The 24,755-nt window shown below is 45.4% G+C and carries 19 protein-coding genes and 2 rRNA genes; all 21 read right to left on the bottom strand.

Annotated elements, in window-relative coordinates:
- Positions 1–7: 7 nt before the first annotated feature.
- The 21 genes from MHH79_RS00490 to spoIIE all read right to left on the bottom strand — a co-directional run bounded on the left by MHH79_RS00490 (position 8) and on the right by spoIIE (position 24,650).
- Positions 8–2,935, bottom strand: a 23S ribosomal RNA gene (locus MHH79_RS00490).
- Positions 2,936–3,105: 170 nt separating this feature from the next.
- Positions 3,106–4,655 (bottom strand): 16S ribosomal RNA (locus MHH79_RS00485).
- Together the 16S and 23S rRNA genes form the textbook arrangement of a ribosomal RNA operon.
- 306 nt (positions 4,656–4,961) lie before the next feature.
- Positions 4,962–6,461 carry a lysine--tRNA ligase gene (gene lysS / locus MHH79_RS00480; RefSeq protein WP_063336221.1) on the bottom strand — a complete coding sequence of 500 codons (1,500 nt, stop codon included), beginning with the start codon at positions 6,459–6,461 and terminating at the stop codon, positions 4,962–4,964.
- Positions 6,462–6,552: 91 nt separating this feature from the next.
- A complete protein-coding gene (dusB, locus tag MHH79_RS00475) occupies positions 6,553–7,554 on the bottom strand; it encodes a tRNA dihydrouridine synthase DusB (RefSeq protein WP_014475588.1) in 1,002 nt (333 codons plus the stop codon).
- A gap of 23 nt (positions 7,555–7,577) precedes the next feature.
- Positions 7,578–7,787: a helix-turn-helix transcriptional regulator gene (locus MHH79_RS00470; RefSeq protein ID WP_003226678.1), complete on the bottom strand. Its 210-nt coding sequence runs from the start codon at positions 7,785–7,787 to the stop codon at positions 7,578–7,580.
- Positions 7,739–8,242 (bottom strand): 2-amino-4-hydroxy-6-hydroxymethyldihydropteridine diphosphokinase, encoded by a 504-nt coding sequence (gene folK / locus MHH79_RS00465; RefSeq protein WP_015482701.1) that lies wholly within the window; start codon positions 8,240–8,242, stop codon positions 7,739–7,741. Before folK ends, MHH79_RS00470 begins: the two co-directional genes overlap by 49 nt.
- Positions 8,239–8,601, bottom strand: coding sequence for a dihydroneopterin aldolase (gene folB / locus MHH79_RS00460; RefSeq protein WP_251218391.1), 363 nt, complete (start codon positions 8,599–8,601; stop codon positions 8,239–8,241). Before folB ends, folK begins: the two co-directional genes overlap by 4 nt.
- Entirely contained in the window at positions 8,594–9,451 is an 858-nt protein-coding gene (folP, locus tag MHH79_RS00455) for a dihydropteroate synthase (protein WP_251188456.1), read from the bottom strand. Before folP ends, folB begins: the two co-directional genes overlap by 8 nt.
- A complete protein-coding gene (gene pabC, locus MHH79_RS00450; RefSeq protein WP_309530329.1) occupies positions 9,433–10,314 on the bottom strand; it encodes an aminodeoxychorismate lyase in 882 nt (293 codons plus the stop codon). The genes folP and pabC overlap by 19 nt, the downstream gene beginning before the upstream one ends.
- Entirely contained in the window at positions 10,314–10,898 is a 585-nt protein-coding gene (gene pabA / locus MHH79_RS00445; protein WP_014475585.1) for an aminodeoxychorismate/anthranilate synthase component II, read from the bottom strand. The genes pabC and pabA overlap by 1 nt, the downstream gene beginning before the upstream one ends.
- A gap of 13 nt (positions 10,899–10,911) precedes the next feature.
- Positions 10,912–12,324, bottom strand: coding sequence for an anthranilate synthase component I family protein (locus MHH79_RS00440; RefSeq protein ID WP_015482698.1), 1,413 nt, complete (start codon positions 12,322–12,324; stop codon positions 10,912–10,914).
- 165 nt (positions 12,325–12,489) lie between these two features.
- Entirely contained in the window at positions 12,490–13,416 is a 927-nt protein-coding gene (gene cysK / locus MHH79_RS00435; protein ID WP_003218399.1) for a cysteine synthase A, read from the bottom strand.
- A 75-nt stretch (positions 13,417–13,491) separates the two neighbouring features.
- Complete coding sequence (locus MHH79_RS00430) at positions 13,492–14,385, bottom strand: peptidyl-prolyl cis-trans isomerase (protein WP_003243824.1); 894 nt, start codon at positions 14,383–14,385, stop codon at positions 13,492–13,494.
- A gap of 46 nt (positions 14,386–14,431) precedes the next feature.
- Positions 14,432–15,307: a redox-regulated molecular chaperone HslO gene (gene hslO / locus MHH79_RS00425; protein WP_003226695.1), complete on the bottom strand. Its 876-nt coding sequence runs from the start codon at positions 15,305–15,307 to the stop codon at positions 14,432–14,434.
- Positions 15,308–15,318: 11 nt separating this feature from the next.
- Positions 15,319–16,095 carry a type III pantothenate kinase gene (locus MHH79_RS00420; protein WP_010886388.1) on the bottom strand — a complete coding sequence of 259 codons (777 nt, stop codon included), beginning with the start codon at positions 16,093–16,095 and terminating at the stop codon, positions 15,319–15,321.
- Positions 16,096–16,290: 195 nt separating this feature from the next.
- Positions 16,291–18,204, bottom strand: coding sequence for an ATP-dependent zinc metalloprotease FtsH (gene ftsH, locus MHH79_RS00415; RefSeq protein ID WP_003243881.1), 1,914 nt, complete (start codon positions 18,202–18,204; stop codon positions 16,291–16,293).
- A gap of 97 nt (positions 18,205–18,301) precedes the next feature.
- Positions 18,302–18,844 carry a hypoxanthine phosphoribosyltransferase gene (gene hpt, locus MHH79_RS00410; RefSeq protein ID WP_003226700.1) on the bottom strand — a complete coding sequence of 181 codons (543 nt, stop codon included), beginning with the start codon at positions 18,842–18,844 and terminating at the stop codon, positions 18,302–18,304.
- Complete coding sequence (tilS, locus tag MHH79_RS00405) at positions 18,841–20,259, bottom strand: tRNA lysidine(34) synthetase TilS (RefSeq protein ID WP_340034907.1); 1,419 nt, start codon at positions 20,257–20,259, stop codon at positions 18,841–18,843. The genes hpt and tilS overlap by 4 nt, the downstream gene beginning before the upstream one ends.
- 103 nt (positions 20,260–20,362) lie before the next feature.
- Complete coding sequence (prkT, locus tag MHH79_RS00400) at positions 20,363–21,379, bottom strand: serine/threonine protein kinase PrkT (RefSeq protein ID WP_100506886.1); 1,017 nt, start codon at positions 21,377–21,379, stop codon at positions 20,363–20,365.
- Positions 21,345–22,082 carry a VWA domain-containing protein gene (locus tag MHH79_RS00395; RefSeq protein ID WP_003243782.1) on the bottom strand — a complete coding sequence of 246 codons (738 nt, stop codon included), beginning with the start codon at positions 22,080–22,082 and terminating at the stop codon, positions 21,345–21,347. Before MHH79_RS00395 ends, prkT begins: the two co-directional genes overlap by 35 nt.
- An 84-nt stretch (positions 22,083–22,166) precedes the next feature.
- A complete protein-coding gene (gene spoIIE, locus MHH79_RS00390) occupies positions 22,167–24,650 on the bottom strand; it encodes a stage II sporulation protein E (protein WP_015482694.1) in 2,484 nt (827 codons plus the stop codon).
- Between the last annotated feature and the right edge of the window lie 105 nt (positions 24,651–24,755).

The following is a 24,755-nucleotide window of genomic DNA, read 5'->3' as shown; positions in this document are numbered from 1 at the left end:
CAAAAATATGGTTAAGTCCTCGATCGATTAGTATCTGTCAGCTCCATGTGTCGCCACACTTCCACCTCAGACCTATCAACCTGATCATCTTTCAGGGATCTTACTTCCTTGCGGAATGGGAAATCTCATCTTGAGGGGGGCTTCATGCTTAGATGCTTTCAGCACTTATCCCGTCCGCACATAGCTACCCAGCGATGCCCTTGGCAGAACAACTGGTACACCAGCGGTGCGTCCATCCCGGTCCTCTCGTACTAAGGACAGCTCCTCTCAAATTTCCTGCGCCCGCGACGGATAGGGACCGAACTGTCTCACGACGTTCTGAACCCAGCTCGCGTACCGCTTTAATGGGCGAACAGCCCAACCCTTGGGACCGACTACAGCCCCAGGATGCGATGAGCCGACATCGAGGTGCCAAACCTCCCCGTCGATGTGGACTCTTGGGGGAGATAAGCCTGTTATCCCCGGGGTAGCTTTTATCCGTTGAGCGATGGCCCTTCCATGCGGAACCACCGGATCACTAAGCCCGACTTTCGTCCCTGCTCGACTTGTAGGTCTCGCAGTCAAGCTCCCTTGTGCCTTTACACTCTGCGAATGATTTCCAACCATTCTGAGGGAACCTTTGGGCGCCTCCGTTACCTTTTAGGAGGCGACCGCCCCAGTCAAACTGCCCACCTGACACTGTCTCCCCGCCCGATAAGGGCGGCGGGTTAGAAGGTCAATACAGCCAGGGTAGTATCCCACCGATGCCTCCACCGAAGCTGGCGCTCCGGTTTCCAAGGCTCCTACCTATCCTGTACAAGCTGTACCAACATTCAATATCAGGCTGCAGTAAAGCTCCACGGGGTCTTTCCGTCCTGTCGCGGGTAACCTGCATCTTCACAGGTACTATAATTTCACCGAGTCTCTCGTTGAGACAGTGCCCAGATCGTTGCGCCTTTCGTGCGGGTCGGAACTTACCCGACAAGGAATTTCGCTACCTTAGGACCGTTATAGTTACGGCCGCCGTTTACTGGGGCTTCAATTCGCACCTTCGCTTACGCTAAGCGCTCCTCTTAACCTTCCAGCACCGGGCAGGCGTCAGCCCCTATACTTCGCCTTACGGCTTCGCAGAGACCTGTGTTTTTGCTAAACAGTCGCCTGGGCCTATTCACTGCGGCTCTCTCGGGCTTGCACCCTAACAGAGCACCCCTTCTCCCGAAGTTACGGGGTCATTTTGCCGAGTTCCTTAACGAGAGTTCTCTCGATCACCTTAGGATTCTCTCCTCGCCTACCTGTGTCGGTTTGCGGTACGGGCACCTCTCACCTCGCTAGAGGCTTTTCTTGGCAGTGTGGAATCAGGAACTTCGCTACTATATTTCGCTCGCCATCACAGCTCAGCCTTATGGGAAACGGATTTGCCTATTTCCCAGCCTAACTGCTTGGACGCGGATATCCAATACCGCGCTTACCCTATCCTCCTGCGTCCCCCCATTGCTCAAATGGTGAGGAGGTGGTACAGGAATATCAACCTGTTGTCCATCGCCTACGCCTTTCGGCCTCGGCTTAGGTCCCGACTAACCCTGAGCGGACGAGCCTTCCTCAGGAAACCTTAGGCATTCGGTGGAGGGGATTCTCACCCCTCTTTCGCTACTCATACCGGCATTCTCACTTCTAAGCGCTCCACCAGTCCTTCCGGTCTGGCTTCACAGCCCTTAGAACGCTCTCCTACCACTGTTCGAAGAACAGTCCGCAGCTTCGGTGATACGTTTAGCCCCGGTACATTTTCGGCGCAGAGTCACTCGACCAGTGAGCTATTACGCACTCTTTAAATGGTGGCTGCTTCTAAGCCAACATCCTGGTTGTCTAAGCAACTCCACATCCTTTTCCACTTAACGTATACTTTGGGACCTTAGCTGGCGGTCTGGGCTGTTTCCCTTTCGACTACGGATCTTATCACTCGCAGTCTGACTCCCAAGGATAAGTCATTGGCATTCGGAGTTTGACTGAATTCGGTAACCCGGTAGGGGCCCCTAGTCCAATCAGTGCTCTACCTCCAAGACTCTTACCTTGAGGCTAGCCCTAAAGCTATTTCGGAGAGAACCAGCTATCTCCAGGTTCGATTGGCATTTCACCCCTACCCACACCTCATCCCCGCACTTTTCAACGTGCGTGGGTTCGGGCCTCCATTCAGTGTTACCTGAACTTCACCCTGGACATGGGTAGATCACCTGGTTTCGGGTCTACGACCACGTACTCATGCGCCCTATTCAGACTCGCTTTCGCTGCGGCTCCGCATCTTCTGCTTAACCTTGCACGGGATCGTAACTCGCCGGTTCATTCTACAAAAGGCACGCCATCACCCGTTAACGGGCTCTGACTACTTGTAGGCACACGGTTTCAGGATCTCTTTCACTCCCCTTCCGGGGTGCTTTTCACCTTTCCCTCACGGTACTGGTTCACTATCGGTCACTAGGGAGTATTTAGCCTTGGGAGATGGTCCTCCCGGATTCCGACGGAATTTCACGTGTTCCGCCGTACTCAGGATCCACTCAGGAGAGAACGAAGTTTTGACTACAGGGCTGTTACCTCCTATGGCGGGCCTTTCCAGACCTCTTCATCTACCTCGTTCTTTTGTAACTCCGTACAGAGTGTCCTACAACCCCAAGAGGCAAGCCTCTTGGTTTGGGCTAATCCCGTTTCGCTCGCCGCTACTCAGGGAATCGCATTTGCTTTCTCTTCCTCCGGGTACTTAGATGTTTCAGTTCCCCGGGTCTGCCTTCTCATATCCTATGAATTCAGATATGGATACCACTCCATTACGAGTGGTGGGTTTCCCCATTCGGAAATCTCCGGATCAAAGCTTGCTTACAGCTCCCCGAAGCATATCGGTGTTCGTCCCGTCCTTCATCGGCTCCTAGTGCCAAGGCATCCACCGTGCGCCCTTTCTAACTTAACCGTTAAAAAGAATCACTATGTGATATCTTGTGTTACTAATTGAATGTGATGTCTACTGTTATCTAGTTTTCAAAGAACACGTTTCGAAGGAATGATCCTTCAAAACTAAACAAGACAGGGAACGTTCTGTTTATAAGACCCAAGGTCTTATATTCCGTATAATATCCTTAGAAAGGAGGTGATCCAGCCGCACCTTCCGATACGGCTACCTTGTTACGACTTCACCCCAATCATCTGTCCCACCTTCGGCGGCTGGCTCCTAAAAGGTTACCTCACCGACTTCGGGTGTTACAAACTCTCGTGGTGTGACGGGCGGTGTGTACAAGGCCCGGGAACGTATTCACCGCGGCATGCTGATCCGCGATTACTAGCGATTCCAGCTTCACGCAGTCGAGTTGCAGACTGCGATCCGAACTGAGAACAGATTTGTGGGATTGGCTTAACCTCGCGGTTTCGCTGCCCTTTGTTCTGTCCATTGTAGCACGTGTGTAGCCCAGGTCATAAGGGGCATGATGATTTGACGTCATCCCCACCTTCCTCCGGTTTGTCACCGGCAGTCACCTTAGAGTGCCCAACTGAATGCTGGCAACTAAGATCAAGGGTTGCGCTCGTTGCGGGACTTAACCCAACATCTCACGACACGAGCTGACGACAACCATGCACCACCTGTCACTCTGCCCCCGAAGGGGACGTCCTATCTCTAGGATTGTCAGAGGATGTCAAGACCTGGTAAGGTTCTTCGCGTTGCTTCGAATTAAACCACATGCTCCACCGCTTGTGCGGGCCCCCGTCAATTCCTTTGAGTTTCAGTCTTGCGACCGTACTCCCCAGGCGGAGTGCTTAATGCGTTAGCTGCAGCACTAAGGGGCGGAAACCCCCTAACACTTAGCACTCATCGTTTACGGCGTGGACTACCAGGGTATCTAATCCTGTTCGCTCCCCACGCTTTCGCTCCTCAGCGTCAGTTACAGACCAGAGAGTCGCCTTCGCCACTGGTGTTCCTCCACATCTCTACGCATTTCACCGCTACACGTGGAATTCCACTCTCCTCTTCTGCACTCAAGTTCCCCAGTTTCCAATGACCCTCCCCGGTTGAGCCGGGGGCTTTCACATCAGACTTAAGAAACCGCCTGCGAGCCCTTTACGCCCAATAATTCCGGACAACGCTTGCCACCTACGTATTACCGCGGCTGCTGGCACGTAGTTAGCCGTGGCTTTCTGGTTAGGTACCGTCAAGGTACCGCCCTATTCGAACGGTACTTGTTCTTCCCTAACAACAGAGCTTTACGATCCGAAAACCTTCATCACTCACGCGGCGTTGCTCCGTCAGACTTTCGTCCATTGCGGAAGATTCCCTACTGCTGCCTCCCGTAGGAGTCTGGGCCGTGTCTCAGTCCCAGTGTGGCCGATCACCCTCTCAGGTCGGCTACGCATCGTTGCCTTGGTGAGCCATTACCTCACCAACTAGCTAATGCGCCGCGGGTCCATCTGTAAGTGGTAGCCGAAGCCACCTTTTATGTTTGAACCATGCGGTTCAAACAACCATCCGGTATTAGCCCCGGTTTCCCGGAGTTATCCCAGTCTTACAGGCAGGTTACCCACGTGTTACTCACCCGTCCGCCGCTAACATCAGGGAGCAAGCTCCCATCTGTCCGCTCGACTTGCATGTATTAGGCACGCCGCCAGCGTTCGTCCTGAGCCAGGATCAAACTCTCCGATAAAGTAGTTTGACTGACTACGCACATCGCTGTGCGATTTTTAAAAACTGAATTAACAGGTACGTTTTGTCTTGTTTAGTTTTCAAAGATCATTTTGTTCACTTCGTTCAAGCGACTTTATTATTATAACTCGTTGACTCAGTGAAGTCAATAACTTTTTTTAAGTTTTTTTCGTTATCGCCTTGTTTAGCGGCAACGAATAATAATATACCACCTAGTAAATAATAGTGCAATAGTTTTTTTGAAGAAATACTAAGGAATTTAAAAAGAGCGGCATCCTTTCTCTATGGAGGATACCGCTCTTCTTTATTAGCGTTGTCTCATTTGCGGAAATAACAGCACATCGCGAATAGAAGGGGCATTCGTCAGCAGCATAACCAGACGGTCGATACCGATGCCTAAACCTCCTGTTGGCGGCATACCGTATTCCAGAGCTTCAACAAAGTCTTCATCCATTAGATGAGCTTCATCATTACCGGCTTCACGCTCTTTTAATTGCGCTTCAAAGCGTTCTCTTTGATCAATAGGATCATTCAGCTCTGTAAACGCGTTGGCATGTTCACGGCCAACGATAAACAGCTCAAAACGGTCTGTAAAACGTGTGTCCTCAGGGTTTTTCTTAGCAAGAGGAGAAATTTCTACAGGATGCCCGTAAATAAACGTTGGCTGAATAAGCGTTTCTTCAATTTTTTGTTCGAAGAATTCGTTGATGATATGCCCTACTGTCATAGAATCTTTAATTTCTACACCATGTTCTTTTGCATATTCACGCGCCTGCTCAACAGTAACCTCTTCCCAGAAATCAACGCCGGTCGCTTCTTTGACTGCGTCAACCATATGGATTCTTTTCCACTCCGGTTTAAGGTCGATTTGCTCTTCCCCGTATTGAATCGTAGTTGTGCCAAGCACTTCTTGGGCGATATGAGCGACAAGGTTTTCAGTTAAGCTCATGATATCTTTATAGTCCGCATATGCTTCATATAACTCAATCATTGTAAATTCAGGGTTATGGCGTGTAGAGACTCCTTCGTTACGGAAAACACGGCCGATTTCATATACTTTTTCTAAACCGCCGACAATTAGGCGTTTTAGGTGCAGTTCGATAGCAATACGCATATAGAGTGGAATGTCTAACGCGTTGTGGTGAGTGATAAACGGACGTGCAGAAGCCCCCCCAGGAATGCTGTGCATTGTAGGTGTTTCTACTTCTAAGTATCCATGATCATCAAGGTATCTTCTCATAGCTTGAATGATCTTGCTTCGTGTAATGAACGTATGTTTGCTGTCTGGGTTTACGATAAGATCCAGGTAACGCTGACGGTAGCGTTGCTCAACGTCTTTTAAACCATGGTATTTGTCAGGAAGCGGACGAAGCGCTTTTGTCAGCAATTCAAAGGAAGTTGCTTTAACAGACAATTCGCCTACATTTGTTTTGAAGACTTTTCCGGTTACACCGATAAGATCACCGAGGTCAGAAGACTTGAAGATTTCATATTGGTCGTCACCGACACTGTCTTTTCTTACGTAGATTTGGATTTGGCCTTCTAAATCCTGAAGATGGGCAAAGCCGGCTTTTCCTTTGCCGCGTTTTGTCATCATGCGGCCTGCGATTGTAACTTCAATCGCTTTTTCTTCTAACTCTTCTTTGGTTAGATCTTGATATGCCGAAATAACTTCTTGAGACTGATGAGTTCTTTCAAAACGTGCGCCGAATGGATCGATGCCGTTATCTCTCAGCTGATTCATTTTATCGCGTCTGACTTGCAGCTGATCATTCAATTCTTCATGGTTATGCTCTTCTTGACTCATTGTTATCACTCCATTACAGATATTGTTTCATGAAAAAAGCAGAAAAACTGCCAGCGTAAAACTAGCAGTGAGCAGCAAATAGAGGTGAGTATTATCCTACTTTTGCATTTTGAAGCTCTTTTGCCTCAACTTCAACCGTAAATGCATCTAAAAGCTGTACAAACTCTTCTCTCGTCTCGCAATGATTGATTTCATTACGAACGTTCGCATTGCCTTTTACGCCTTTCAGATACCATGCAGCGTGCTTTCTCATTTCTCTTACCGCTACGTTTTCACCTTTTAAGTCAATCAGGCGGTCAAGATGCAGTTTGCATACGGCCATTTTTTCGCGTACTTGCGGCTCTTCTTTTAATTCACCTGTTTCAAGATACTGAACCGTACGGTAAATCATCCACGGGTTACCCAATGCAGCGCGTCCGATCATAACCCCGTCTACTCCTGTCTCATCGAGCATACGCTTAGCATCCTGCGGTGTCTTAACATCGCCGTTTCCGATAACCGGAATCGATACTGATTGTTTTACTTCTTTGATGATATCCCAGTTTGCCGTTCCTTCGTACATCTGCACTCTCGTACGGCCGTGAAGCGCAACTGCTTTACCGCCCGCACGTTCTACAGCCTGTGCATTTTTCACTGCGAAAATGTGGTCTTCATCCCAGCCCATTCTCATTTTCACTGTGACTGGTTTATTAACAGCATCCACTACTGCAGAAACCATTTCGTAAATCTTATCAGGATCGAGAAGCCATTTCGCACCCGCATCGCATTTTGTAATCTTCGGCACGGGACATCCCATGTTAATGTCAATGATATCAGCAGTTGTGTTCTGGTCTACAAACTTCGCCGCTTCCACAAGGGTTTCCTTTTTTCCTCCGAAAATTTGAAGGCTGAGTGGTTTCTCACGTTCATCGATATAAAGCATACCCATTGTTCTTGCATTGTTGTAAAGGATCGCTTTGTCACTGACCATTTCAGCGCATACCAATCCGGCTCCGAATTCCTTTACAGTCAATCTGAACGCAGAGTTGCAGACACCAGCCATAGGTGCGAGCACAACCCGGTTTTTCAATTGAATATCTCCGATTTTGAACAATTTTTCTCCTCCTTTCATTTGTTCTATTTTTCTGGCGGCGCCAATTCGTCCGCACTTATATTTAAAACATCTGCTGCATCTTGAATGATGGCAGCTGACGGCAATCGGTTTCCGCGTTCAATTTCGCCGAGAATAGAAACTGATATACCTAATGCTTTTGCAAATCCTTCTTGAGTATAACCTTTCAGCTTTCTGAATGCACGAATTCGTCTACCCCAGATTTCTGCTTCCATACTCTTACACCTTCTTGGTCTGTTTCGGCGTTTGTAGCCTCTTTTTCAACCTGCTGGCAAATTTCCGCAAGAGGCGCAAGGACAAACAAACGCTCATACATTCTCGGATGCGGAACAATTAGTTGCTCTGTTTCAATATTTTCACGATTAAATAACAAAATGTCAAGGTCTGCCGTCCGCGGCCCCCATCTTACTTCCCTTGTTCTGCCTAATTCATTTTCTATCTGCTGCGTCAGTTCAAGGAGTTCAAAAGGGTTCAGTGATGTCTTGATTTCAACAGCCATATTCAAAAATTCAGCTTGGTCTTCGTATCCGACCGGGTCAGTTTCGTAAATAGACGACACTTTAGTGACTGTCACCGCAGCATGCTGATGCAGTAAGGCCACTGCTTGCCTTAAATACGTTTCTCTATCTCCAATATTAGATCCAAGTGCAATATAAGCTATGTTGTTCATGACTTTTTTCTCGTAATTTCAATTGCTACTGATTTATAGTGTCCGGGAATTGGCGGGTCTGGCTTAATCACTTTCACCGTACATTGCTGAACAGGCTGAAATTTTTTGAGAACAGCGTCAGCAATACGTTCCGCCAGCGTTTCTACCAATTTTACAGGCTCCCCTTCCACGATATCTTTACATACGTGATAGAGCTCAGCATAGTTGATCGTTTGCTCAAGGTCGTCTGTTTGCCCAGCTTTGCTCAAATCCAGCTCAGCAGTTAAATCGACTTTAAACCGCTGGCCAAGCTTGTTTTCTTCTTTGAACACACCGTGATATCCGTAAAACTCCATACCTTCTACATAAACTTTATCCATGGTGCACCCCTCCCTTATTCAGCATCGCGTCCATCATTTTCGCCATTCTGGCAATTTGCTTTACATCATGGACCCTGACAATGTCACAGCCTTTTTGAATGCCGAGACACACAGTCGCGCCTGTGCCCTCAGCCCGCTCCTCAGGCGGAAGATCCAGAACACGTCCGATGAATCTTTTTCGGGAGGTTGCCAGAAGAACCGGATATCCCAACCCGCTGAAAATCTCTAGTTTGTTCATCACTGCCAGGTTATCGTGATAGGTTTTCGCGAAACCGATACCGGGATCAAGAATAATGTTCTTCTCGTCTACTCCGGCCTCAACAGCAATTTTTACACTCTCCATTAAGTCCGACAGCATATCCGGCAATAAGTCATTGTAGTTTCTTTCAGGGCGGTTATGCATGAGAACAATTGGAACATTATGTTCAGCTGCAACGGAAGCCATCTCCGGATCATGTTTGGCTCCCCAAATATCATTGATAATGGATGCGCCGGCTTTCACTGCTTCATCTGCGACAGAAGCCTTGTACGTGTCTACAGAAATAGGAACACCAAGCTCTTTCGTAATCCGCTCAATCACCGGAATGACTCTGGACATCTCCTCATCCTCAGATACGCACTCAGCGCCAGGCCTTGTCGATTCCCCTCCGATATCAATGATATGGGCACCATCATCGATCATCTCTTTCGCGTGCAGCAGCGCCTTGTCCAAGCTGTCATATTTTCCACCGTCCGAGAAAGAGTCAGGCGTTACGTTTAAAATTCCCATCACCAGCGTCTTCTCTTTATATGATAAAGCACTGGGCTTAGTGTGGATTACTTGTGTTTGATCTATTGTGTGCTGCGCCATGCTCTTCCTCCCTTTTCATGAATCATGTTCTTTATTTCTTTTTTGTATAACAATTGAAGAGCGGAGGTTGCTTCTCCGCTTTGGCTTCCATAGTTTACTTCTTCTATTTTAGTAAACGGGATGATTTCAAGAACCGAGTTCGTCATCCACGCTTCGTCAGCTGTCAAGAGAGCTTCTAGTTCATATCGGCCCGTTTTGAGCTCCAGGCCGATATTCTTTGCATTTTCTATGATAAAACGTCTCGTGACGCCGTCCAGAATACCGGTATCAAGCGATGGCGTATAGATAAAGCGACCTTTTCTCCAGAAGACATTAGATATGATACCCTCTGCAACAGCTCCATCCTCCGTTAGGAAAATTCCCTCGACACGCGGATCATTTCCAATTTCCCGTTTCGCATACATATTATTTAGATAATGATGAGATTTTAACCGGAACGACCCCTCAGGAGTGTTTCTCCGTATCGATAAAATCTTCCCTTCTTTTTGCAAAGGAAGACTTTCTGATTTCAGCTGATTCACAAAGCATAAAACGGTCGGCTTATCGTACGTCTGGGCGACAAAACCTTTATCGCTGATTCCCGCTGATATGTTCAGTCTGACGCGGGCATTGCCATCCTTGATATCATTTAGCTTAAGCAGCTTGTCCAGCATCTCAAGGATCTCATGCTTTGAAACAGTATATTCGATTTGCAGATCCTTAAGTGCGCGTTCAAGCCGTTCTATATGCCAATCAAGCAGAAACGGGCAGCCTTCGTAGAGCCTGAAGGTTTCGAAAACACCGATCCCATATAAAAACCCATGGTCAAAAGGAGAAAGAACTGCATCTTTCTCCTCCATATACCGGCCGTTTACATATATCATCACGCAATAACTTCCTTGCGGTATGTCTCAATAAAATTTCTGAGCATTTCTTTCCCAAAGGAGGTCATAATAGACTCTGGGTGAAATTGCACGCCCTCTATCGGGAGGTCATTGTGGCGAATAGCCATGATTTCTCCTTCTTTCGTTTGTGCTGTTACTGTAAAACAGCTTGGCAGCGTCTCAGGTTTTACGATCAGCGAGTGGTATCGCGTCGCAACAAGGGGGTTTTTCAACCCTTCAAAAATGGTCTTGCCGTCATGCTCGATATCCGAGGTTTTCCCGTGCATAAGCCGTTCTGCCCTAACAACATCACCGCCGAACACTTGTGCGATGGACTGATGTCCGAGACATACACCGAAAATAGGAATTTTCCCTGCGAAATGTTTAATTGCTTCGAGGCTGATTCCCGCCTCATCAGGGCTGCACGGTCCGGGAGATATCATCAGAAAGTCCGGAGACAGTTCTTCAATTTCTTCGATTGTGATGCTGTCATTGCGTTTCACAACCAGCTCTTCCCCAAGCTCGCCCAAATACTGTACCAAGTTGTACGTGAATGAATCGTAGTTATCAATCATTAAAATCATTTCTCCGCTCACCTCATCTAATTTTTGTCTCTTCTTTGCTCAGCTCTAATGCTCTTTGCATCGCAAAAGCTTTTTTGAATGATTCCTTGTATTCGTGCTTCGGAACAGAATCAATCACAACTCCTGCGCCGGACTGCATAAATGCCTGCCCTCCGGTTGCATAAATGGTTCGAATGACGATATTAAACTGCAGATCGTGATTATATCCAAACCATCCTATAGATCCAGTATAAAGCCCTCGGCGTGTCGGCTCAAGTTCTTCTATAATTTCCATCGTTCTTACTTTCGGTGCACCAGTAATGGTTCCTCCGGGAAACACAGCATGAATAATATCTACAGCATCATACCCATCCTGCAGTTCACCTTGGACATTAGACACAATGTGCATCACATGCGAGTATTTTTCAATTGCCATGAATTCATTTACGCGCACAGACCCGTAACGTGATACTCTTCCCAGGTCATTTCGCTCAAGATCAACCAGCATGACATGTTCCGCGCGTTCTTTTTCATTGTGTATCAATTCGTTTGCAAGCGCCTCGTCTTCTTCATTTGTTTTCCCTCTGGAACGTGTGCCCGCAATCGGTCTCGTCTCTAATAGCTTGCCCTTTTTGCTGACAAGCAGTTCAGGCGATCCGCAAATGATTTGGAAATCAGGTGTTTCTAAATACGCCATATAAGGAGAAGGATTTACTTCTCTCAAGGTTTTGTAAATTTGATATGGGTGGGCAGACAGTGACTGTGACTGCCTTATTGATAGATTGACTTGAAACACATCTCCGCTGGCAATGTATTGTTTGATTTTCTCTACAGCTTGTGAGAACCCATCCTCGGTAAATGGCGCCGCGAAGGAACCATCTGTTTCAGGTTTCATCTCTCGCGAAGAGACAGCGGGAAGCTCAGTCAGCCACATCTGCTCTAACTCAGATAGCTTCACATCTGCTGTTTCCTGATCAGAACCATTAACATGAGTAATCAGCCATAGAGACTCTTCTTGATGGTCATAAACTGCTATATCATCAAAAACAAGAAAATAAATATCTGGTGTTTCTAGATCATCTAACGAGAGCATTTTAAAATTTTCAATGTACCGTGCGTAATCATAGCTGAGAAACCCGATTGCCCCGCCTTGAAAGTCAGGGAACTCATGATTCGTTTCTGTTTCCAGCGTTTTAAACCAGCTGTGGAAGGCCCTTAATGGATCACCTTCTTTAAACAGCATCTCATCACCATGCTTAATTGTAGTTATTCCGTCTTTTCCTTTTACAGTCGCAATTGGATCAAGACCGGCTATACTATATCTGCCGCCTCTTGCACTTTCGAGAAGTACATGATGTTTTCGGGATTGCGCAAGTTTCTCAAATTGTTGTAAGAATGAGTCTTTTTGAAAAGGTACTTTTTTGCCTGCCGGTCTGCGTTGTGCCATTTGTATCATTCCTCTATTTTCTTTTTTACTTGGTTTAATTGTAAAGCAATGTTGTGAGTGAAAAAAGTGAATTTCTCTTCCAAGAATAACATTCGTCGCAGACATGGCATATTTGATGCACGAAATATAAAAAAACTCCCGGCTGACCGGGAGTTTTGGCTTTTTTTAATCGAATTGATACAGCGGCGTGCTTAGATAACGTTCGCCGTTACTTGGAATGATGGCCAATACCTTTTTGCCTTTTCCGAGTTTTTTTGCTACTTGAAGAGCAGCATAAATTGCCGCACCTGATGAGATGCCTCCGAGAATTCCTTCTTCACGTGCAGCTCTGCGGGCATATTCGAATGCTTCTTCATTCTTCACAGGGAAGATTTCATCATATACTTCAGTGTTTAAGATGTCCGGCACGAATCCAGCTCCGATTCCCTGAATTTTGTGGGGGCCTGGTTTTCCTCCTGAAAGCACTGGGGAATCTGACGGTTCAACAGCATAAATCTTGATGGAAGGGTACGCTTCCTTCAGCACTTCACCCGCTCCCGTAATCGTTCCGCCCGTTCCGATTCCGGCTACAAATGCGTCAAGCTGATCATCACCGAATTGCTCAACGATTTCTTTACCCGTTGTTTGGCGGTGAATTTCTGGGTTAGAAGGGTTGTTAAACTGCTGCGGCACAAAGTATCCGTGCTTTTCAGCAAGCTCTTCAGCTTTCTTAATGGCGCCTTTCATGCCTTCCGCACCAGGAGTCAGCACAAGCTCAGCACCGTATGCGCGAAGAAGGTTGCGGCGCTCCATGCTCATTGTATCAGGCATAACCAAAATGGCTTTTAATCCTTTAGCAGCAGCAACCATTGCAAGCCCGATTCCTGTATTTCCGCTTGTCGGTTCAATGATTGTATCACCGGCTTTTAATTTTCCTTCTTTTTCAGCCGCTTCAATCATGGCTAAACCGATACGGTCTTTTACACTGCTTCCAGGGTTCATGTATTCAAGTTTTAGATATACATCCGCACTGTTTTCATCTGCAAGGCGATTTAATTTAACGATTGGCGTATTCCCAATTAATTCAGTAATGGAGTTTGCTACACGTACCATTCTCGACACCTCAATTTCCGACTATTTGTATTGGTATTATGTATATAATCTATCAATTTCAAAATTTTTTGTCAATCACTTAGTACTTTTTTCCCCATAAAACCAAGATACATCGGCTTCTTTCCAAAGTGTCTTAACTGTCGCTTTATCACCTAGCTGATCCATTGCGATTTGCCGTCTGATCTGGTCCTTTACTTCATCAAATGAGAACGTTCTTGCCTTTAGTTTTTCTTTCAGCTGGATAATGGCATATCCGTTGCTGACCTTTATTGGTTCCTGAGACCATTCATCCTCTTTGAGTGTTTTCGCCTCTTCAATGTATGCTGATGGAATGTTGTCTGATGCCTCTGTGACAAAACCTAAATCTCCGCCGTATGGTGATGTATATCTGTCTGTAGATCTTTCGGCAGCGACAGCTTCAAAGCTTGATCCGCCTTTCAGTTCTTTCAGGACTTCTCTCGCTTCTTCTTCATCTTTTACAACAATGTGCCGAATTCGATACGAATCATCAAACTGATATAGTTCCTTATTTTTATTATAGAATGATTCCAATTCTTTGTTTGAGATATCGATATCCCTTGTTAACAAATCCTCAAGGAGGATATTATAACGAATTTGGTCTTTCCACTCTTTCTCCGTCGTATGTTCATCTTCGTAAAAGGAATTATTGACCGCTTTAATCAGCAAAAACTCACGATCAACTTCGCTTTTGGATATTTTAAGTTTGTTCTTTTTAGCCAGCTGCTCAACAACTCGGACATTGATCATATCTTCAAGCGTTGACTTACCATACTGATCTTCCATTTCTTTCAGCCATTCTTCTCTTGTCACACTCTTGCCTCCAATAGTCGCAATAGACTCACCGGATGACGATGCGCCGGCTTGGGATTTCGTCAGCGTATATGCAACAGCAATACAGCAAACCAACAGCGCCCCTAAAATAATGGTCCAGATTGTTCTTGATTTCAAACCTGCTTTCAGCCCCTTTTCTCAAATTAAAAACCCGCTAAAGAGCTTAGCGGGTAGTTTGGTCACGAAGCCCTTCCAGCTCTTCTTTTGTAAATAAGTACTTTTCATTACAAAAATGGCATACTGCTTCGGCTTGTCCGTCTTCTTCTATCATATCTTGAATTTCTTTTTTGCCTAGTCCTAAAATGGCTGTTTCGAACCGTTCTTTTGAACAAGGGCAATGGAATCTGACAGGCATCGTTTCCAAAATCTCAGGTTTCTCGCCTAGGACTTCTTCTAAAATTTCTTCTGGTGTCAGCCCTTTTTGGATGAGCTTAGAAATCGGCTCTACTTGAGATAGACGCTGTTCAATTTTTGTGATTGTTTCATCATCTGTTCCCGGCATCAGCTGAATAATAAAGCCCCCTGCCGCAAGAATGGTATTGTCAGGATTTACGAGCACACCTACGCCCACTGATGAAGGAACCTGCTCAGATGATACAAGATAGTAAGTGAAATCATCTCCTAATTCTCCTGAAACGATTTCTACTTGTCCTGTGAAGAACTCGCGCAAACCTAAATCTTTTACGACACTTAACGTTCCGTTTGTTCCAACCGCACGTCTGACATCAAGCTTGCCTTGTTCATTTAAATCAAAATGAACTTGCGGGTTAGAGACATAGGCTCTGACTTCTCCTTTGGCATTGGCATCAGCTACAATAGCTCCGATCGGACCTCCGCCCTCGATTTTCACGGTCAGCTTATCATCGCCCTTCAGCATAGCGCCGAGCATAAGTGAAGCTGTCATTGTGCGGCCCAGTGCAGCGGATGCTGTCGGCCACGTACCATGGCGTCTCTGCCCCTCATTTACCATATCAGTCGTTCTCGCTGCATAAGCCCGAACTTTTCCGTCATACGCAAGTGCTTTTACTAAATAATCCATTACTAAACCTCCTATACACTTCCTACGCGGTTTCTTTCATAAATCAATTCCAGCCCTTTTAGGGTTAAGAATGGATCAACGATGTCTATACAATCTGATTCGTTCGCAATGAGCGGCGCCAGGCCTCCTGTGGCAATGACCTTTGGTTCCTGTTTTGCCTGCCATTTCATTCGCTTAACGATTCCTTCCACTTGGCCGACATAGCCAAATAAAATCCCAGATTGCATCGCGCTAACAGTGTTTTTTCCGATAATATTGTCGGGCCGGGTGATTTCGATACGCGGAAGCTTTGCTGCACGCGAGTAAAGCGCCTCTGTCGAAATTGTAATCCCAGGGGCAATCGCCCCGCCCATGTATTGTTTGTTTTCATCAATATAGCAGTACGTTGTGGCGGTTCCGAAATCGACAACAATTAATGGATTGCCGTATAAGTGTATCGCAGCGACAGCATTTACGATTCTGTCTGCCCCCACTTCTTTCGGATTGTCATATTTTATATTTAAACCGGTTTTCATACCCGGACCAACAATTTGCGGCTCGATATGAAAGTATTTTGTGCACATTCTTTCTAACGCAAACATGATTGGCGGCACTACTGACGAAATAATAATGCCATCTATCTGTTCAAACATAAGCCCGGAGTGATCAAATAAGGAGCGCAAAATCATCCCAAACTCATCTTCTGTTTTATGCCTGCTTGTTTCTATACGCCAGTGATATTCTAATTTTCCATCATGATATACACCAAGTACAGTATTGGTGTTCCCCACATCGATAACCAGTAACAACCTCTATCACCACTTTTGAATAGTTTCTCTACTTTACTTTTTACAAACATTCTACAATACCATACACGATCAGCGGCTCATTTGTAAACAAATCGATACCAGAATTGGATGATTGTAAAAGCCGCTGCTGAGCCCATCATTTACATAAAAAAACTGCCAGCGTCAGCCGGCAGTTTTTTTTAGAAAGAAAGCGAATTACTCTTTCGTATCGTCTTTCTTTTCTTCTGTTTTTGTCAGAATGTTTACTTTCACATCATCGTTCTTTTCATCATCTGAGAAATTACGCTCAGGTAATGTTCCATGATCGATAAGGTGTTTGATCTGTTCAGCGTCAAGCGTTTCAACTTTCAGAAGCGTTTGGGCAATCAATTCAAGCTTGTCACGATTTTCAGTCAGGATTTGTTTCGCACGTTCATAACATTCTTTGATGATGCGCTGAATTTCCTGATCAATTTCGTAAGCGATTTGATCACTGTAGTTCTGTTCGTTGTTGAAATCACGGCCTAAGAATACCTGACCGCCCTGAGACTGTCCAAATTGCAACGGTCCCAGTTTTTCTGACATACCGAATTCCGTAACCATTCGTCTTGCAATATTCGTCGCACGCTGGAAGTCATTGTGCGCCCCTGTGCTGACTTCACCGAAGATAATCTCTTCAGCAACACGTCCGCCCAAGAGGCCGACAATTTTATCAAGCAGCTCCGGCTTTGTTTGGAAATAACGGTCTTCTCTTGGCAGCATAACAGCATAACCGCCAGCCTGGCCCCGAGGAACAATCGTTACTTTATGAACCATATCTGCCTCATCTAAAACGAGACCGATAACGGTGTGTCCGCCTTCGTGATAAGCCACGATATTGCGTTCTTTCTTGGAGATAACGCGGCTCTTCTTAGCAGGTCCGGCAATTACACGGTCCGTCGCTTCGTCAATATCACGCGCATCGATTTTTTTCTTGTTTTGACGAGCCGCTACAAGCGCAGCTTCATTCAAGAGGTTTTCTAAGTCAGCGCCCGAGAAGCCTGGTGTTCTCATGGCAATTGATTTTAGGTTAACCGTTTCATCCAGCGGTTTGTTTCTCGCATGGACTTTCAATACAGCTTCACGGCCAATGACATCTGGGCGGTCCACTGTGATTTGACGGTCAAAACGTCCCGGACGAAGTAAGGCTGGGTCCAAGATGTCCGCACGGTTCGTCGCAGCAATGATGATAATTCCTTCATTAGCGCTGAATCCGTCCATTTCAACAAGCAATTGGTTTAGCGTCTGTTCACGTTCATCGTGTCCACCGCCGAGACCAGCGCCACGCTGGCGTCCGACTGCGTCAATTTCATCAATGAAGATCAAACAAGGCGCATTCTTTTTCGCATTTTCAAACAAGTCACGCACACGGGAAGCACCGACCCCTACAAACATTTCAACGAAATCAGATCCGCTGATACTGAAGAAAGGTACGCCGGCTTCTCCTGCACAAGCCTTGGCAAGCAATGTTTTACCGGTACCCGGAGGTCCGACTAAAAGCACGCCTTTCGGTATTCTGGCGCCGAGCTCGGCAAACTTGCGGGGATCTTTCAGAAACTCAACAACTTCAACAAGTTCTTGCTTTTCTTCGTCAGCCCCTGCAACGTCTTTAAATTTGACGCGTTTCTTTTCCTCTGTATACAGCTTCGCTTTACTCTTGCCAAAGTTCATGACACGGCTGCCGCCGCCTTGAGCCTGATTGAGCAGGAAGAAAAACAGAATAAAGATAATGACAAATGGGATGATGGTCGTCAGGAACGTCACCCATCCGCTTGTTTCTTGAGCGGGCTCAACCTTTACGTCTGTCTTTTTCAAAGCGTTAAATATCTGGTCTGCTCCCTTTCCTTCAGGAACATGAGTCAAAAAGTATTGATCTTTGTCGTAGTTTTTCAGCTGCCCTTTTACCTCATAAACACCTCTGACAGGCTGAACCGATACGCTATCAACTTTCCCGTCATCCAGGTTTTTGATGAACGTACTGTACGACATATTTTCTGTTTTCGGATTTGAGGTCTGGAAGTAGCTCACAACCCCGATTACTACTAATAAAATAAGTAAATAAAAAATGGTATTACGGAAGACCCGATTCATTCCTTACCTCCTCCCACAGTAAGCACAACTATGTTCAATAGTACCATAGAAAATCATTCCAATACAAACAATAACCATCTCGGAAGCAGGCTGCCGATCAGCTTTCATAAACTGCCGGTTTTAACACTCCGATATAAGGCAGATTGCGATAGCGCTCAGCATAATCAAGTCCGTAACCCACTACAAACGCGTCAGGAACTTCAAAACCGACAAAGTCTGCTTTGATGTCCGCTTTTCTTCCGCTCGGTTTATCCAAAAGGGTAACAATCTTAATTGATTTTGCTTTACGGTATCGGAAGAGCTCTACGAGATAACTTAAGGTTAACCCACTGTCGATGATATCTTCAATAATTAAGATGTCCCGGCCCTCTACAGATGTATCCAAATCTTTAATGATTTTGACTTCTCCAGAAGAAACCGTAGAATTTCCGTAGCTTGATACATCCATGAAATCCATTTCCAAATATGTATCAATATGCTTGATAAGATCCGCCATAAAAGGAAGTGCTCCTTTTAACACACCGATTGCCAACGGAAATGTATCTTGATACTCGCTCGTTAATTCTGCACCTAACTCTTTTACTTTCTTTTGTATCTCTTCCTCTGAGATCAGTACTTTCTCGATATCATGTTTCATCATGATTTTGCTTGCCCCCTACACTTTTCATGCTGTCTATATTGTAATACAATGCGGTCGCTGTTTGGAATCACAAGATCTTCAAAAATTGATTTTTTCAAGCCAGGTATCCAGATAATTTCACCGCTTGCGTCCGTCACAATCGGCCAGTTGTCTCTTTCTTGGAGAGGCAGTTTCTTATCAATAAATATATCCTTTACCTTTTTTGAGCCGTTCATCCCTTTTAGTTTGATCCGGTCTCCAGCTTTTCTCGTCCGGATTGTTAAGGGAAACCGCACCTTTTTTTCACTTGTGATAAAAACAGCATTCCCATGTTCTTCAGGCGAGTCCGCATAATGCTTTGCCTCTATCAGATATCCATTGGGGAGCACTGCCGTTTCATCAGCAGCTCCGCTAATTTGGTATTCAAAGGGAACATTTTTGCACTGCCATTGTTCAAATGTAAACAAACATGTCTGATATGATTTGACCACCTTCAGCCCTTTCGGAAAGTCCAATACTCCTGAAGGACTGCCATTTTCCGCCCAATCGAGAAACTGCTGAATGTGATGGGCTGAAAAGGATGATGGAACGTTTTCATAAAGATAGTTTAATATTAGTTGAACTCCTCTTCTTTGTAAAGGCATCGGGAGGGCAAGCAATTGAGAGGAATTGATTTCAACTGATGTATTAGACTGGCTTGTGATTACTTTATTCATTTCATCTTTCGTTAATGACTGTAAGAATTGCTCATCTTCCGTCAGTGCTTCACTCACTTTCTGAAACCTTTTATGCACATCAGGAGATTCCTGCTTCAAAAACGGGAGCACTATTTTTCTGAATCTGTTTCTTGTGTAGTCATCTTTGGCGTTGCTTTCATCCGTCCGGTAGCTCAAGCCGGTTTCACGGCAATAGTGAAGGATCTCTTCCTTTGTAATGGTTAAGAACGGCCTGATGATCCGCCCCGTCCCAAAACGTCTAACCGGCTGCATTCCCGCAAGTCCCGTTCCAAGCGTACCCTTAGCCAGTTTCATAAGCATTGTTTCAACCTGGTCATCACCATGATGCGCAAGAGCCAGATAGTCCGCTTGGTGCTTCGACATGATTTCCTCAAAAAACCGGTAGCGGCAATCGCGTGCTGCAGCCTGCTTATTGAGTCCTTTTTCCTGTGCATATGCTGTTACATTGATTTGGGCCGTTTCGCACACGAGCTGTTCAGCTTTACAATAAGCTTGGACAAAACGCATGTCCTCCTCGGATTCCGCACCTCTGAACCGATGGTCAACGTGAGCTCCAATAACATTCGCTGAACGGCCGCATAACGTATGCAACGCGTGAAGAAGAGCAATTGAGTCCGGACCGCCGGAAACGCCTACAATGATTGTCGCCCCTTTTAACGTAAGATTGTGTTTGTTAAAAAAATCTTTGACACTTTTCACAATGTCCTCCTCACAATGAGCAGGTATTTTAAAGATATTCATATCCTAACACTTTCAACCCCTCCAAGCAAAGAAGAAGCATAGGCTCTGCAGTTTGCGCCATTCAGATTAAGAAAAAGATAATATAGGCGAAATAAAGCGCTAAAACACTGATCACGATAAGCGTTGTTTCAAATAACCCCCCCGACTTAGCCGGTTTCTGTTTTGGGGTATATCGCGTCTTCGTTATTTTTCCTTGGCGCGGTTTTTGCTGTCTTTGTCGTGTAGCAGGCTGCGGTGATGCTTTTATAGGCTGTTTTCTTTGTGCTGCTTTTTGCCCCGCGTCTAGCATATCCTTCTTCATTTCATCTGCGGATTGATAATCTCCGTTCAAGGCTGAAAAAAGCACTTTTTTATACTTTTGAAGCAGAGGGTTTCCTTCGATGAGAGACCTAAGCTGTTCTTTGGGCTGGTTCGTTTTCTTAAATTCTTTTTTATGCACACTGTTGATCATAATCATGGCAACTGCGAACAGATCGTAGGATGGCTCTGCCTTTCTTGTTCCATACCCCCAATAGCCTCTGTCATAAAACTCCGTATACTCTTTTATCGCCCGGCCTTCCTTTGTCGTGCCGCCCACATCAATGCAGCGGATCCTTGCGGGCGGACCAGTTACGATCAGATTATCAGGTTTAAGATCGCCGAATATCCATCCTTGCTGGTGAAGCACCGATAAGCTGGATAACAGCTGAATCATTAATACAGGTATCCACTCTGCTCCTTTATCACTGACATACTTCAAAAGCAGCGGCCCTTTTATGTATTCCATTGCATAAAATGAAACTTTCGTATTGGCACTGGAAATATAGGCATCATCCGTATCAAAAAAAGAAGGCCCCATCGTAACGGACTGGGCCTTTGAGAAAGATTTCAAGACATTCACTTCAGAGGTAATAGACAGGCTGTCATCACTCACCTTTAAGGCAACATGTCCATCTGATGCTTCTGCCAAATACACAATTCCATTGGCCCCTTTACCAAGCTGTTTACGCAATGTATAAGTGTTTCCATTCCACTTGCCTTTGATTGTCGTACCCGGCTTGAGGCTACATGCCAAACTCGTCAAAGCGTCGTTCATCATCTGCCAGCATGCCCCTTCTTGAGCGTATTTTTTCAAACTGCAGTGTCGCTTCACGAATTGCCGGACCTGTCGGCGTGATGCCGCCTGTCGAAAGCTTTGCAAAGAGTGTGGAAAGAGATTGCAGCTTCGGTGTCCAGTTCAGCACAAGTTCGACCTCTTGTTTTTTCCCGGGAAATATACACATCGCAAATTCGTTATTCCCGATTCGGGAATTGAGGCTTACAGACAAATCAATCAGCGCCTCTTTTACTGTAGGAAGCTTTGGCGCCATACTTGCACTTGTATCAACAAGAACCAAAACCTGAAGATGCACCGTTTCTCCAAGCTCGTCGACCACTTCCATGACTTCGCCGCGTTTTTCCGGAGAAAGCTCTTCCATTTCCACATTCTTTCCGAGAATCTGTTTCAGTTCTTGATTGACTACACCTTGTAAGGTTTGCGTCATCGCTTTTTTTGTTACCATTTGAACAGTTTGTGAAAGCTGAGATGCATAAACGACTTGGTGCACGCCTCCTCCGGCAAGTGCAATCCCTTCGACTTCCTTCATTGCCTCAGGGTCAATTTGATTTTCTTCCATTATACCAATGACATTTACCGTAATCCCCTGCTCTTTAGCAAAAGCAGCCATTGCAAGCGGGTCTTCCCCATGGTTTGAGCAGCCATCCGTTATCAGCAAAATTTGATTTAAATGTCCGTTGTTCACATTCATTCCTCCTGGAGAATACGAGGATTCTCAGATTCATATATTCCCATCTTCGCCAGAAGAAATTTGATTTATACGGAAGCGTTATGAAATTTCTTGTTTGTTTTGAAAGATTGCCGGAACAGGAATGGATGCCCACTTCGGTGTATTGTGATCAATCCGGACGACAACAACAGTCATATCGTCCTCAATTTGACCGGATCTTGTGCGGATGACTTCTTCCATAAGCAAATCGGCAATCTCCTGCGGGTCATTTGTTTTCAACCCTTTCATTTTACGCTTCATCCATAAGTCGTGATTTTCCACATGCTTAGGCCCCTCAAAAATGCCATCACTCATCATAATTAAGAGGTCACCCGCTTTCAGCTGTTCACTCACAACCTCCACATCGAATTCATTAATAATACCGATTGGCAGATTGCTCGCTTGAACTTTCATGACCTGGTCACCCCGTTTGATAAAGCTGGGCGTCGATCCAACCTTCAAAAATTTACAGCTGGCATCTTGAAGATCGATAATAGACAGGTCAAGCGTGGAATATATTTCATCAGTTGTCCTTAGAGACAGTATGCTGTTGATCGTTTTAATTGCTATTTTTTCATCAATTCCCGATTCAAGGATTTTTTCAAGAAGCTTGATCGTTTCATTGCTTTCAAAATGCGCTCTTGCGCCATTGCCCATTCCGTCACTGATTGCTGCAGCATATTTTCTGGCTCCAAGCTCCATCATGCTGTAGCTGTCGCCGGAGACAAGGCCGCCGCCCTTCGCAGCGTGAGCAGCTCCCGTGGACACCCTGTATGATTTTGTTGAACCAAAGGCGACATGGCTGTATCCATTCGGATGCGGAGAGTGCTGTTCGGCTTTCACAAGAATTTGTTCTTCCAGAATGTCAGACAGCATAGGGGCAATGATTTTTTCACTTTCTCCATGTCCGCTGAACGGAATGGTCATTTCAATATCGATATTTCCTTGTTCAAGGCTATAGATCTCGACATGCTGAATCTCAATTCCGAAATGCTGAAGCGCTTCTATGATTTGCTCTTCCTGCAGAAAGTGCTGTTCTCGCTCTCTTTTTATTTCCCGAGAAAAGTCGGCCATGACTTCAGAAACGCCTAAAAGCTGTTCAGCAACAAGACGCCTGCTGTCTTGGACTTTTTTCTTGAGTGTCAAATGGGCATGATGATGTGCGAGCTCATCCTCAATCAGCTCTTCAACCTGCTTTGATTTAGAACAATGCTGTTGAAACTCTTTTTTCAGCCTTCTGTTTGATGCATATTCTTTTTCCTCTGTTTCAAGCATAACTTGTTTCATTAAGTCATATGTTTTATCAAAGTTCTGTACCCAGCACCTGTTTTTCTTGTAGCACGTCTGACAGGAATGCTCCGTGATTTTGCTTAAGAACAGATCAACTTCGCTGTCATCTGTCTGTTCGTCTGATGCTTGGTAAAAGGTTGCAAAGCTTTCAGACAGCGCGTGAAATACATTGGAGAACTGGTCTACCTTCTGAGCAGTGACATCACGGATTTTTCTAGCGTATTGCTGTTGCTCTTGAAGATGCTCGACAGTTCCCGGAATATATCTCGCCACTTTCCTTGTAATAGATTGAGGTGTGAGCAAAAACAGGCCGACTGCGATTAATGACTCATAGAGCGTTGTCATCAGACCGGCAGAGCCTTCACCATATAAAGATATAAGAAGTGATCCAACGATCAGACCGATTGCTGCACCCGCTTTTTTTCCTTCCTTCAGCAAACCGCCTAATAAACCGGAAAAAGCAAGCAGACTCATCTGATAGAGGTTTCCGATATTCGCCAAGCCAAGAATCAGGCCGGTCACAACACCAACCGTACAGCCAATGCTTGCTCCGCCAATAAAGGAAAAACTCAATACAACATAACGAGCCAATATATGTTCTGCCTGCATTCCTTGGTAGGACAAGCCGGCCAGCCCCGTTAAAACAGAAGCAATAAGAATCATAAAGCAGATAATTTCCTCTATTTTTAATGATTGTTTCACTTTTTTCACAGTGAAAATCGGAAGGCTCTGGAGAAAAATCAGTGTTAAGATAAACGAAAGTCCAGCCTCAACGATAGCCATTACATAATCATAGGTTGTAAATACGCCATTTTGGGCATAAACAAACCCGGCTCTTGCTGCAGTCATGGAGAAGAACACGACAATCGGGAGTGCTTTTACACGATCGTCGGTAATGAAGGCAGCCACTTTAGAAAATACAAAGAATGCCAGCAATGCCGCCAGTATGAGCAATGAGTGCTTTGGAGATATGGTCAGCGCACCTGCAAGCACAGCCAAAACCGCATAAAACGCTTTGTCTCTTCTGATGAGAAGCATCGCTCCAAAGAAAGGAAGTGCGAAAGGAAGCACTTCGGATAATATGAAAGCACGTCCAAGCAAAAATCCGATGACAACATAAATGAATCCTTTATAGAAAAACAGTGAATGCAAATGATGAGTCACCAGCTTCGTGCCCCTGTTAAAAAACGATTGGAGTTTTTCCAAAGCTTGTCCCGCCATTGGCCCGTTCACTCTTCTTTCTGCTTTTTCCATTCCTCTCATCTCCCACCTGTTATATTCGTTGCCTGTCATTATAGCGAAAGCACAGATAGGATTTTGTCAAAAGAAGGTAACAATACCAAAGAAATCTTCGACGGT

Origin of the sequence: Bacillus sp. FSL K6-0993 (assembly GCF_037977205.1) — a bacterium.
GTDB classification, from domain to species: Bacteria; Bacillota; Bacilli; order Bacillales; family Bacillaceae; genus Bacillus; species Bacillus subtilis.
Note: the sequence above shows the minus strand (reverse complement) of the source record. Positions and strands in the feature narration are given on the sequence as shown.